Origin of the sequence: Paenibacillus sp. FSL H7-0756, assembly GCF_038006765.1 — a bacterium.
In the GTDB taxonomy this organism is placed as follows: Bacteria; Bacillota; Bacilli; order Paenibacillales; family Paenibacillaceae; genus Paenibacillus_AQ.
Map to the genome: position 1 here is coordinate 1,383,089 of NZ_JBBOVT010000002.1, position 12,254 is coordinate 1,395,342.

The 12,254-nt window shown below is 54.4% G+C and carries 10 protein-coding genes; 4 read left to right on the forward strand and 6 right to left on the reverse strand.

Annotation, left to right across the window (positions count from 1 at the left end; translation table 11 throughout):
• Positions 1-200: 200 nt before the first annotated feature.
• The 3 genes from NST04_RS22700 to NST04_RS22710 are packed head-to-tail and all read right to left on the reverse strand — an operon-like array spanning position 201 to position 4,338.
• Entirely contained in the window at positions 201-1,415 is a 1,215-nt protein-coding gene (locus NST04_RS22700) for a response regulator (protein ID WP_341186241.1), read from the reverse strand.
• Between the two features lie 22 nt (positions 1,416-1,437).
• Positions 1,438-3,303: a cache domain-containing sensor histidine kinase gene (locus tag NST04_RS22705; RefSeq protein WP_341186242.1), complete on the reverse strand. Its 1,866-nt coding sequence runs from the start codon at positions 3,301-3,303 to the stop codon at positions 1,438-1,440.
• Positions 3,304-3,324: 21 nt separating this feature from the next.
• A complete protein-coding gene (locus tag NST04_RS22710; protein WP_341186823.1) occupies positions 3,325-4,338 on the reverse strand; it encodes a substrate-binding domain-containing protein in 1,014 nt (337 codons plus the stop codon).
• Positions 4,339-4,549: 211 nt separating this feature from the next.
• On the opposite strand from NST04_RS22710, the gene NST04_RS22715 reads away from it, so the two are divergent.
• The 4 genes from NST04_RS22715 (at position 4,550) to NST04_RS22730 (ending at position 7,800) form a co-directional block, all read left to right on the forward strand.
• Positions 4,550-4,738: a hypothetical protein gene (locus NST04_RS22715; protein WP_341021236.1), complete on the forward strand. Its 189-nt coding sequence runs from the start codon at positions 4,550-4,552 to the stop codon at positions 4,736-4,738.
• A 145-nt stretch (positions 4,739-4,883) separates the two neighbouring features.
• Positions 4,884-5,798, forward strand: coding sequence for a helix-turn-helix transcriptional regulator (locus NST04_RS22720; protein WP_341186243.1), 915 nt, complete (start codon positions 4,884-4,886; stop codon positions 5,796-5,798).
• The gene (locus NST04_RS22725) at positions 5,795-6,802 is read left to right on the forward strand and encodes a hypothetical protein (protein WP_341186244.1); all 1,008 of its coding nucleotides are present in this window, start codon (positions 5,795-5,797) and stop codon (positions 6,800-6,802) included. The genes NST04_RS22720 and NST04_RS22725 overlap by 4 nt, the downstream gene beginning before the upstream one ends.
• On the forward strand, positions 6,799-7,800 hold the full coding sequence (locus NST04_RS22730; RefSeq protein ID WP_341021230.1) for a hypothetical protein: 1,002 nt from the start codon (positions 6,799-6,801) through the stop codon (positions 7,798-7,800). The genes NST04_RS22725 and NST04_RS22730 overlap by 4 nt, the downstream gene beginning before the upstream one ends.
• A gap of 15 nt (positions 7,801-7,815) precedes the next feature.
• Here the strand turns inward: NST04_RS22730 and NST04_RS22735 are convergent, their stop codons facing one another.
• The 3 genes from NST04_RS22735 to NST04_RS22745 all read right to left on the reverse strand — a co-directional run bounded on the left by NST04_RS22735 (position 7,816) and on the right by NST04_RS22745 (position 12,132).
• Positions 7,816-9,627, reverse strand: a complete 1,812-nt coding sequence (locus tag NST04_RS22735) for an LTA synthase family protein (RefSeq protein WP_341021228.1) — start codon at positions 9,625-9,627, stop codon at positions 7,816-7,818.
• A 707-nt stretch (positions 9,628-10,334) separates the two neighbouring features.
• Entirely contained in the window at positions 10,335-11,327 is a 993-nt protein-coding gene (locus NST04_RS22740) for an aldose 1-epimerase (RefSeq protein WP_341186245.1), read from the reverse strand.
• An 82-nt stretch (positions 11,328-11,409) separates the two neighbouring features.
• Positions 11,410-12,132, reverse strand: a complete 723-nt coding sequence (locus tag NST04_RS22745; protein WP_341023281.1) for an MgtC/SapB family protein — start codon at positions 12,130-12,132, stop codon at positions 11,410-11,412.
• Between the last annotated feature and the right edge of the window lie 122 nt (positions 12,133-12,254).

Sequence of the window (12,254 nt, forward strand, 5' to 3'; positions counted from 1 at the left end):
CTGCACTACCCCCTGAACTATTCTGATGTCTTCCACAGGTGATCCCGTGTGACAAATCGAGTATAGCAACCGGGAGCAGGTGCCGTATTTACACTGAGTCTACTGTTTTTGTGAAAATATAACTTTATATATGCAAAAAGGAATGCCCCTCGCTTATAGATAGCTGCGGAAGCATTCCCCACTATTAATCTGATCTTCTATTACTTGCGTACCTCAGCCTGCACCCCTTTACGGAACTGCAGCGGAGCCACACCGGTCTGCTTCTTGAAGGCGGTGCTGAAATAATGCTGGGTCTCATAGCCCGACTGCTCCGCAACCTCGTTAATGCTAAGGTCGGTAGAATGCAGAAGCTGCGCAGCCCGGCGGATACGAGTCTGGGTCAGATACGTGCCGAAGGATTCGCCCAGCTCCTGCTTGAACAAGCGGCTCAGATAGACCGGCGAGGCTTGAAGCAGCCCTGCTGTCGCCTCCAGGGTAAGCCCGTATTCGCTGTAGTGCTCCTGGATATGCTGCTTGGCCCGCCGGACGAGCGGCGACAGCGGCTGCTCCTTGACCAGCGCCATCCGGCAGCTCCGGTAAGCGGCAGCCAGCTCTGTAATCTCTCCCTGGATCAGCCGGGTGCCGACTTCAACGGCGATTTTGAGATGGCTGCGTACAGCCGCCTCCACTCCGGCCAGGATGCGCTCAGCGGCAGCATCCCACAGCAGGATAACGATCAGTCCGGCGGCGTCCCGGAACATCACCTTGGGATACGGGTCCAGCAGCTCTGCGGCGATATTCTCGATGGCGAACAGGAAGAGCTGGCGCTCCTTCTCCTTCATCGCCGGATGCTGGCCCTCCCACCTCCAGCGGATGATGCCGATCAGCTCCGGCCGCTGCGAAGGAAGCTTAAGGAATTGCAGCTGCTCCCTGATCTCTGCCTGGCTCAGATTACCGTCCAGCCATTCCTGGCAGAAGCGCTCACGCAGCAGCGGGAAGTTCTTCATCAGCTGCCGGGAGGCCTGCTCCAGATGCAGGTTCTGCTGCCGCTCGGACTCCAGCTCATCGCGAACGCCCCGCAGTACCTGCATCAACTGCTTGGGCTCTGCTGGCTTGAGAATATAATCATTCACCTGCAGCCGGATCGACTCCTGCGCATAAGCGAATTCATCGTGGCCGGTGATTACAATAATCTTGCAGCCCGGAAGCGCTTCCCGCAGCCGCTTCATCAGCTCCATGCCATGCATAATCGGCATGTTCAGATCGACCAGGGCGATATGAATGGCAAGCTCAACGGCCAGCTCCAGCGCCTCCTCCCCGTCTTCTGCCTCTGCGGCTACCTCCATACCGAGGCTATTCCAGTCCACGCATTGCCGGATGCCCTCCCGGATAATGCGCTCATCATCGGCAATGATTACTTTCCATTTGTCCATCATGTACAGATCATCCTCCTCTATCCTAATGCTTCTCCGGGTAATTCTCACGAACAACCGGGTGACTTACGGTTACAAGTGTCCCCTGCCCTTGCCCGCTCTCAATCTGGATGCCGTACGGCACTCCGTAGGTCAGCCTGATCCGCGCCTGCACATTCAATATGCCGTAGCCGCTGCCTGCGCTGCCTGTTCCCGCCATTTCAGTGTCCGTACGCTCCAATTCTTCTGTACCTACCGCTTCGAGCCGCCGCCTGAGCTCCTTCAGCTTATCTGCAGACATCCCTGCACCATCATCGCGCACAGTAAGATACAGGTCGTTGTCCCGTTCCACGACTGCAATATAGAGGTGTCCGGGGCCGCGCCGCTCCTTGATGCCGTGATAGATCGCGTTTTCTACCATCGGCTGCAGCAGCAGCTTAAGCACATAGAGCTCCTGTAAGTGCGGCTCCACTTCAATGGAATAAGTCAGCTTGGTGCTGTAACGGACATGCTGAATTTTCAGATAACTGACGATATGCTCCAGCTCATCGGAGAGCGGTATGATATCGCTCCCTTTGCTGAGGCCCAGCCGGAACAGCCTGGAGAGGGACTGCACCACCTCGGCGATATCCTCCGCCCCCTTGCTGCGGGCCATCCAGTGAATCGTATCCAGCGTATTGTACAGAAAATGCGGCTTGATATGCGCCTGAAGACTGCGCAGCTCCGCCTCACGCTTTTGCCGCGCCTGAAGCTCGGTCAGGGATAGCAGCCGGCCAATCTGGGCCAGCATCGTATTGAAGCTGCGGCCGAGCAGCCCGATCTCATCGGAACGGCTGCCCCAGTAGCGGATCGTCAGATCGCCGGACTGCGCCTTGCTCATGAAGGAGGCCAGCTGGCCGATGGGACGGGAGATCGAATAGGCCAGATAGAACGATGCGGTCATGCCCAGCATACAGACTACAAATACAAAGGTAACAACATTGAACGTAATCTCGCGGATACCATAAGCCGACTCATCCATCGGGAACACGCCCATCGTGGTCCAGCCGGTAAACGGCGAGGTCCGGTAGATCAGCTGAAGCTCACGGCCGTCTACGGTCTCTGAGGTAATGCCCGAGGACTCGGTGAACAGACCTGCCGGGATGGTACGCATCAAAGGGTGCTGCGGCGCGTAAATCATCTCTCCGCGATTATCCACCACCGTCAGATATCCGGTTTTGCCGAGCGTGACATCTCTGGCCGTCTCCGCAATTACCCGCAGCTTCAGATCCACCAGCACCACGCCCTGGACCACCTGTGTCTCAGGATTCACAATGGCCCGAACGGCCGAGACCACCTCGCTCTCCTTATAGTCCACATGGGACCTGACTGCACGGCCATACGGATGCCCCACGATCAGGAAGATCCCCTTATTCTCTGCCGCCTGCTTGTACCAGGTCTCCTCCGTCAGCCTGGTGCCGGAACGGGTATACATCTCATTGCTGATGAAATCGCCTTCACGGTTTACCAGCATAATGCCGGCAATCTCCGAGCTCAGCGTGGTGAAGCCCTGCAGGAATTTGCGGATATTGTATTCCGCTGATTCCCCATTACCTGCTGCAGGGATCGGCTGGTCCGGAACCGGCGGCTCTCCCTTCAGGAACTTCTGGACGCCCGGATCGAACGAGATCAGGTATGTAATTTTTTGCAGATTCTCTACGTCGCTCTCAATGGCCGTATTCACCTTGCGGATAAGCTGCATCGTGTTCTCGGTGCTCTGCTCCTCCACGATCCGGTCCACCGTCCAGCCAATCAACAGCCCAAGTCCAATGGAAGGCAGGATGCTAATCAGCAGGAAGTGAATAATCAGCTTATAGCGGATCGGCATATTATTCAGCTTCAGCTTCTCCATTGTCACGCCGGTCTTGCGCATCTCTGGCTCCCCCTCTGTAGCCTATTTGGCATAATAATTATCCACATTCTGCCGCGTGACCACATCAATTCCGGTATCTACAGAATCGGGGACAGGCAGGGGCTTGTTATTGGCATAGGCTTCAGGATCAGCCTCCAAATCACGGTGCAGATGGAACAGCTCGGTCAGTGACCAATACCCCATATTCCAGGTGCCTTGGGCCATGGTTGCAGCAATCTTGCCCTCCTTCACCAGATCGAGCGTGCCCTTATCCGTATCGAAGCTGATAATCTGCGGGACCGGTCCGCTGCCTGGGGCGGCTTCCACGGCTTCCGCAACCCCGATACCGCCATTACTTTCTGTGGCAAAAATCCCGGCCAGCTGCGGATACCGCACCAGCAGCTGCTCGGCAGCCTCCCTGGACGCCACCTGATCTCCCCGCCCATCCTTGACCGCCACCAGCTTCATCTGCGGGTATTTGCTGCGGATTGTATTCGTGAAGCCGTCCGTCCGCTGCTGATGATTATGCTGCTCCGGTGTGGTGATAATGGCGACCTCGCCCTTGCCCCCGGTCAGTTCGGCCATCTTATCCGCCGCCTTCGTTCCGGCATTGTAATTGTCTGTTCCCAGGAAGGAATACGCCTTGCTGCCCTCAGCGCCCGAATCAAACAGCACTACCGGAATACCGCTCTCCACAGCCTTGTTGATCGTCGCTGTAAGCAGCTTGGAATTCACGGCCGAGATGGCAATTCCCGCCGGCTTCTTGGCGATGGTCTGTTCCAGCACCGTCATCTGTTCACTCGCGTTGTGCTGGGTGGAGCCGTGATACTCGACGGATACATTAAGCTCCTCTGCTGCATCCTCGAAGCCCTTCAGTACGCTTTTCCAGTAATCAATGCCGATCTGGAACGTAACCATCACGTATTTGTCTTCAATATTACCGCGCAGTCCGGTAGTCTCCCACGGATCTGCCGCATTCCCCTGCTGCTTGTAATTCAGCACGTAGAGCACGAAGATGCCGATTAACAGCACGTAGACGAGCCCAAGCTTTTTCACATATGTAACCCCTTTCATGAATGCCGAAGGTCCGCAAACCCCAGGTTCTTCCATCTAAGTCCAATCTAGTCTACTGGCTTGGCAGCCGTTCCGTCAATTACGTTACAGGGCCTATAGTTAAAAGATCATTATCTGCTGCGACATTTTATGTCGTACCAGCTGATTTATACTGGACAGGTACCATCAATTCAATGAAACGAGGATTACAAGAATGTCAAAAACCAAACGCGGACGGGTACTCTGGACCCTTCCATCCCGTGGACGCGGCACCTGTCCTGTCTGCGGGTCCACCCGAATCAAGCTGCTCTACACCAAAATAAAATCCGACGGCACCGCCCTGAAGGTCTGCAAGCGCTGTGACAAAGCCACGCAGGTTAGAGTGGACGCAGCAAACCGGTAAACTGACGCAAGGATGCCCCCTGCTTCATGCTTCGCGCATGGATGCCGGGCAGCATCCTTGTTTCTTGACGGGGAATGCTCACCTCTGGTCTAATGCGTCACCACCAGCTATACTGGAGGCTTACAGAAAGGAGCGGAGCCGCAGTATGAGCCATATCCACCGGATCCAGTGGTTTGACCAGCAGATTCGCCAGCTTGCTTATCCGAACAGCAGGAAGCTGGCGGAGCAGTTCGAAATTTCAGGGCGCCAGGCGCAGCGGGATATTGAATACCTGACAGAATCCCTCCGGGCTCCGCTCCGGTATGTGGCGAAGCAGCGCGGATATATATATGAGGACAACAGCTTCGTGCTGCCTCATCTGTACATTACGGACGAGGAGCAGCGGGTGCTTAAATATCTGGCTTACCGGTATAGCCATTATGATTATGAGAATGCCCAGAGTATCCGCAAGGTCGGGAGTCTGCTGGAGCGGTTCACCGAACAGCCTCTTACGGATAGGGAGCTTAAGCTGCCCGTCTTTGAAGTGAATGCCCACCATATACAGATGATAGAGATGCTGGAGCAGGCGATCCGGGCCCGCAGGGTGGTCCATGTTCTCTACCGGAACGGGCAGGACACTCCGCAGGAGTTGTATCTCTGCCCCCAGCAGCTAAGCCGGCGGGTAGAGGAAGATTATCTGGTGGCAGCTGTGGAGGGCGACGGACGGAGTGAGTATTTCAGCCTGTCCGGCATCCGCCAGCTAACGTTGACTGGCAGGGTTTTTGCAGCCGGAGAAGACGGTCCGGCGGCAACGGCAGAACAGACCAGACCCTTGAAGCCATTCACGGCGAGAATCCGTATGAACGGAATACCTCAGGATAGCTCATGGGGCGGTTATCAGCTCCGCGCCGCCGCTGATGAGGTCTATGAGGTTGATTTTTATGATACCAGCGCGTTTATTGCTCAGTTGCTCCAGGCCGAGTGGAATGCCCTCTTGTCCCCCAAATGGCTGAAGGACAAGCTCCGCAGCATCTGCGAAGCAGCACTGAGACGGCTGGATGAACAGGAGAATGAACAGTGAGCAAACGATCAGGCGTAATTCTTGACGTTCAGATGAAGCGTGAATCGAAATCTTTTACCGATGCGCTCTATGCCGTAACCACTGCCGCCGGTTTATTCGAGGGTCCAAAATTCATGCTCTCCGGGCTAAGCGGCATGGCCTTCAAATTCACCGTGCACAAGAAGCTCCTCCCCTTGTCCGTTACGGCTTATGGGCAGTGGGGCATAGAGCATAGTGCGGCCGCCGATAACCTCGGCATCTTCTTCCAATATGACGGCGGGAGAACCAGACATGCTTCGTTCGGGGAGTATCAACGGATCGCTATTGACAGTGTCAAGCAGAGTCTGGACCGTGGCCGGGCCTGCATCTACTGGATACCGGAATTCGGCGTGATCCATGGTTATGATGAGGATGACCGGGTGTTCTATGTGCAGGATGGCTGGTCCGGCGAGACACAGGTTGTGCTGTATGACAACTTCGGCCTTAACTTCACGCCCTTCTGGTTTTGCCACTATGTGGGGGATGGAGTGAAGATTCCGCTGAAAGATGCTGTGCTGGAGTCGCTGCGGCTTGCGCTGGAGGATTGGGATACGCCTTACAAAACACTACCCGACTTGAGTATAGCTTCAGGCCGCCTGGCCTACAGCTTCCTGATCTGGGCGCTTCAGCAGGGCGGATTCGACAGCTATGGCGCTGTCTACATCCTGGAGTCCTACCTGACATCAAGGATCGAAATCTCCGCTTATCTGCGGGAGGTTCAGTCTGTATTGCCGGGGCTGGAGGAGGTTCAGCACTTGTATGCTGACTTGGCGGAAGAGCTGAGGGGGCCGCTCGCGGCTGCAATCTCAGAGAATAACAGCGGCAAGGTGCTGAATGAGGAGCAGCTTCCGTCCCTCTGTGCTGCTTTGGAGAGGGCATTGGAGCTTGAGGAGCAGGCCATGGGGCGGGTCAAAATAATCTCTGGACAGTACCCGGACCGTAAGCGGTCCACTCTGCCAAGATGGGGGGCGCATACCGCACGATGAATGACCATCATAACAAGCAAGTTTCAGCCACTGCGGATCAGCCGCGTGTGCCGCTCGCATCTTCTTTTGCGGATGCCATGCATCAGGTCCTGTCGGCTAAAGGCTGGTTCACGCGTTCGAAGCCCATGCTGGCCGGAATGACGGCCTTATGTTTCCGCCTGTCCGTGCACAGGCAGCTTCACCCGGATTCTGCTACGGCTTATAACTGGGCAGCTGAACATTTCGTAGCGGCTGATCTGATCGGCATTATCGCCAGTCAGGGTGCAGGCTTTAACTTCAGTCCCACCTTCCCTCTCTATCAGAAGCAGGCTATTGCGGCAATCCGCCAATCCCTTGAGCAGGGCACCGGCGTGGTCTGCTGGAAAGACCGTTTCGTAGTGATTACCCGCTGTGATGATGAGCGGCAGCTCTTCTATTACAAGGAAAGCGATGCTGCCGCAGAGCTGGAGCTGCCTTATGATCAACTCGGAAGAAATGAGTCGCCATATTGGTACGGCCAGATCTATGAAGGTCAGGTCCAAAAAGATACTCTTCAGGTAATCAGAGAGTCCTTCATCCAAGCGGTGTACAAGGCAGAGGTTCATGATCCGATGCTGCCGGAATCGCAATATGCCTGCGGCCTTAAGGCCTATGATGCCATGCTGGAAGCCTTGGCGGGCAAGACCTACGATGCTGCCGGAGCCTATGAGACGTTGATTTTCTATGCAAGAATGAAACAGGATACGGCAGCCTACGCCAGGGAAGCGAGCCTGTACTGGCCTGAAGTTGAAGGTGTTGCAGAACATTATGCAGCTCTGGCTGCTGTATATAACGAAATTACCGGCACTCTAATCCAAAAGCCTGTACAAGCTCCTGAGACTCCTTGCTCCATTGATGCTGAAGGCCTGCTCCCGCTCCTCCGGGAAGCTCAGCGGATCGAGACCGCAGCGATCCAGTCCATCCGTCTGCTGCTGCGGGAGCCGATCGAGAACCGCTTCCATGATGTGGGGCTGCGTTAACCCCTGGCGGAGTGCTCAGAACATCAGAGACTCCGCGTATTTCTCCCCTTCCAGCAGGTCATATTCAACTAGACGGTAGTCAGCCAGCAGCGCCTGCTGCTCCGGGGTTAGCTCCTTCAGGATTCCCGTATCTCCCGGACCGATTAGCACCTTCTTGCTGAGTCCGGGAATTTCCGCCCGTACCTGCTCAAGCAGCTTGTAAAAAGCCGGCAAAGTCTGTCCGGATAACCGGAAGACCGCAGGGCCGAGAAAAGCCGGGCTGAGCGTCCCGAGCGGCTCCTTCCCGATCTCAAAGTTAGCGAGTACCAACAGCTTCGTCTCATGCTTCAGTCTTGGCTCCTGATCCCAGCCGGCTGCGGTATAGATCCCGGCGCTGAGCGCAGGCAGATGATCTCCCCAGAACACCGCAATGGTGGGCCGCTTGATCTTCAGCAGCTCCTGCTGGAGATAAGCCATGGCCTCATCTGTCAGCTTGGTGTCCTGTACATAAGTCTCCAGCTCATCCTTCTGATCCGGGAGGCCGCCCTCTACGGTGATCGTGTTCGGTCCGTTCAGGCCTTTGGTGAAGGGAAAATGATTCTGCATCGTCACCAGATGCAGGAATGCCGGGCCCGAAGCCGCTTGAAGCTGCCGGACAGCCTCCTGAACGGCCGCCTTATCCGAGACATACCCCTCGGGAGTCAGGCGGTCAGCATCCGGCAGATCCTTCTCACTCGTGAAGCTGTCGAACCCCAGCACCGGATAGACACGGTTCCGGTTATAGAAGGTCTCATCGAACGGATGCAGCGCAAGAGCCTCATACCCTCTGTCCTTCAGAATACTGACAATCGACGGCAGAGAGGACATTTTGACGAGGCGCTGTTGATAAGGAATGGTTCCATCCCCCAGAAAATACATCGACAGCCCGGTCAGGGCCTCGAACTCCACATTAGCCGTATTGCCGCCGAATTCCGGGGACAGCAAATAACCGGACGGCGTCTGGCCCGCCACCCCATGGATGAACTTCAGCGGATCTTCGCTTAATGTATACCCAGGCAGGCGCGTAGGGTCGAAGAACGCCTCATTCATCATAAACATAATATTCGGCTGTTCCTCCGGCGCGGCCTGCACCTGCACATCCGGCAATGCCGAATACTTGGCAGCCACCGCTTCAACGGCTTCACGGCTGTAGCCTTCCGGCTTGTCCATCAGGCTCTGCCGCAGATTTCCGGCGAAGGCATACACGAACCCGTTCTGCGTATAATTCACCTTCTGATTCCAGAAGATGTTCTGATAGCTCATTGCTGCAATCACGGGAGATTGGCTGGTGACCAGCACAAGAAACCATGCGCTGAGCCCTACAGAGATCCCCGCCAGCGTCACGCGCAGGGACAATCTGATCCGGTTCTTCGGCAGCTTAATAATCACAAGGACGAGACCGGCAACCAGCAGAAAAGCGGCCCCTATAGCAAGCGGAGAGATCATACCGCTGGTGATTTTACTCATCTCTCCGGCATTCTTCAGCAGCATCAGATCCCATGGAAATAACGGTTCGCCTCTCGTAGCCAGCTTTTGATCACTGGCAATCCCGAGCAGCACGAACAGCGCCGAGACCACCGCCGGTCCCGCATATGCGTTAGGCACAATCACTGAGCTTAAGAGCAGGATGAAGAAAATTAACAGACTTCCTGTACAATACAGCCAAGGATAAGCTCCAACCCACTTAAGCGCATGAAGCACATCCATCCGAAAAGAAGCGGCCTGCAAAAATAAATTCAGCCCAAACCCTACAGCCAGTAAAATAATCAACAAATACAATAAACGCTTCGATGGCAATAACCGTGACAAGTTCATTCACTCCTAACTGTTAAAGGAGTAGTATACGCCTTTTAGCTTAAAACCGCCTTAAAATTCAGCATCCAATTGGGTACACCCTCTATTTTTCTCCTGTTCCACTAGGATTTTGGGAGGAAACGTGCGCTTGCTGGATACCCCCCTCTTCAAAAAAAAGCTATCGGCGAAGTAGCTGAAGGATAACAAGTTGAAAAACGTAGTTTAATACTCCGGATTCTACCGATTTTGCTGAAGCAATTGGAATAACTACATCTATACAAGCGGATTAGGGCTCTTTTGAAGGAAATCTGGTTCAACAAATGCTATTTTTCCAACTGCTTCTCGACCAGCCTTCTTCCGCCCATCAGCAAGTGGATTTTTCCAACTGTCTCCGCTTCTGAAAGCACTCAATAAGGCAATGAGCCTACAGCCAGTTACTCCCAGCAAAAAGAGAGCAGCATCCAAATTTCAGACGCTGCTCTCTTATCTTTTCTATTCTCATCCCAGAGGATAGACTGAAAGGATAATTAATAATTAGGCCAAGGATTGGAGGGGAATTTTGGAACTGTAGGAGCGGTAGCGTCCGCCTTTGTCACCGGAATTCTACCGCGCTAGGCGGTATAAATTAAGAAATCTGGGGACAACAGCGGACGGAACTCCAAATATTCTCCGGAATGACGCCTTTGCCTAAGATTACGAACTGAAGTTCAGTTTGTCTCCCCCTACTTCACGTATATCCGGCTGCTCTCCTCCCAATACTCCCCAGGCTCCAGCCCGAACAAGCCGATGTCATCAGCAGGCAGATCCACCTTCGGGGCATTGACCAGGTTGATCTGCGGTTCAGGGCAGAAGAAGCCCTCAGTCGCGCCATTGTTCCAGATCATCCATTGCTTATACGAGGTTCCCACATCATACACCAGCGTAACTCCGGCTTTGCGGTCGGTAAGCTCCATCCGGTTGCGGCCATTCTGGGCAGCTGCGGTGTAGTGGTTGTCCATCGAAGCGTAGAACGGATACAATCCTTCGCCGCGCAGAGCCACTTCATCGGCTGTAAGCTCCTGGAATTTGCCGGTTGGCAGCATCCGCTCATTAAGCTCCCAACGTTCGCCAATCGTCAGCTTAACACGGTAATCCTGCGCGCTGCTGCCTGGTGCGAACGGAGCATTGATAGCGGTATGGAACGCCAGCAGGCAAGGCATCAGCACATCGCCGTCATTGTGAACCAGCAGCTGCTGGGACAGGCCGCCTTCACCGAGCGTGTAGCGTAGCTTCACCGTGTATTTAAATGGCAGATACTGATAGGACGGATGCTTCTCATCCACCTTAATAGCTACAGTGACGAAGCTTTCGCTTGTGCCGGTGCCGAATTCCTCTACCTCCCATGCAGCTGTATGTAGGAAGCCGTGCAGATGATTGCCGGTCTTAGCTTCATTGACTGGCAGATGGTAGGTCTGCCCGTTCCAAGGGAACTCTCCATCCTCATAGCGGTTCGGCGGAAATAGCACAGGAATGCCGTGAATGCCCGGGTTCGCCTTAAATGCTTCCATCTCCTCCGCGCCAGGCTCATGCAAGAAACGGTAACCGCTCTCAGTATCACGGAAGCAGATCAGATTCCCGCCGATGCCTGGCAGTATAGCCGCTTCATAACGGCCAGCCTTCAACCAGACAGCAGCTTCGCCCTCATAGTGTCCTTCAAATGCTGAAATCGATGTCATTACATTAATCCCCTTCCATATGTTCAAAATGACTCTCTCATAGATAGAGTACCACATCTGCCGGAATGGCAACATGCCATTTTTACAGCTGCTCTACTTCGACACTCATGACATGCTCGATTTTTTTGACATCATAATAGATTTCTGTAGCATAATCCTTGTCCGGCGCAGAAACGACCATGTCGATCATCTGCCTGCCATCCTCAAGATCCTTGATCTTCATCCGCCGGATGGTCCGGCCGGTTTTGCGTGTTTTGCGCTGGTCGGTAATAACATTACGCTGCTCAATCTTCTGGATCACATCCGTCAGGATATAGTTCGGTTCCATAATGATTTTGATGGAGATCTCGTGCTTGTTCAGCACTTCAGGTCCGATGGCTTTGATAAGCAGAGGCACAGCGTTAACCGCGAACATAAGCAGTATAACCGCATAACCCGCCTCTACAAAAAAGCCCGCGCCGACCGCAATCCCGATACCGGATGCCGTCCAGATCAGCGCTGCCGAGGTCAGCCCGGAGATGGCATCTCCGCCTCTGCGCAGAATAACACCCGCTCCCAAAAAACCGATACCGCTGACGATCTGCGCCGCCAGACGCATAGGGTCCATGCTCGGATGCTCCGGTCCGCCGAATTTGTCATACGCATGAATAGATACCAGGGTAACCAGACAGCTGGCGATACTGATGACCATACTGGTCCGGATTCCCAGCGGTTTCTGTTTCAATTGGCGGTCAATGCCGATGAACAGCCCGAACAGCATGGCCACCAGCAGCTTAATGATTGATTCCGTATGCAGCAGGTCCATATTCATATTTCATTTCCCTCCTTTCCCGCCCGTCATGGCACATAGAATCAGTATACCTGAAATGCGCTGCAATCTTTACTGAAATTTTCTGCTCCCTGTTCAAAAAAAGAAACGGACGCGTA

Coding starts and splice junctions, on each gene's coding strand:
- NST04_RS22700 (WP_341186241.1), bottom strand. CDS start 1,415: ATGATGGACAAATGGAAAGTAATCATTGCCGATGATGAGCGCATTATC.
- NST04_RS22740 (WP_341186245.1), bottom strand. CDS start 11,327: ATGACATCGATTTCAGCATTTGAAGGACACTATGAGGGCGAAGCTGCT.
- NST04_RS22730 (WP_341021230.1), top strand. CDS start 6,799: ATGAATGACCATCATAACAAGCAAGTTTCAGCCACTGCGGATCAGCCG.
- NST04_RS22720 (WP_341186243.1), top strand. CDS start 4,884: ATGAGCCATATCCACCGGATCCAGTGGTTTGACCAGCAGATTCGCCAG.
- NST04_RS22715 (WP_341021236.1), top strand. CDS start 4,550: ATGTCAAAAACCAAACGCGGACGGGTACTCTGGACCCTTCCATCCCGT.
- NST04_RS22745 (WP_341023281.1), bottom strand. CDS start 12,132: ATGGACCTGCTGCATACGGAATCAATCATTAAGCTGCTGGTGGCCATG.
- NST04_RS22705 (WP_341186242.1), bottom strand. CDS start 3,303: ATGCGCAAGACCGGCGTGACAATGGAGAAGCTGAAGCTGAATAATATG.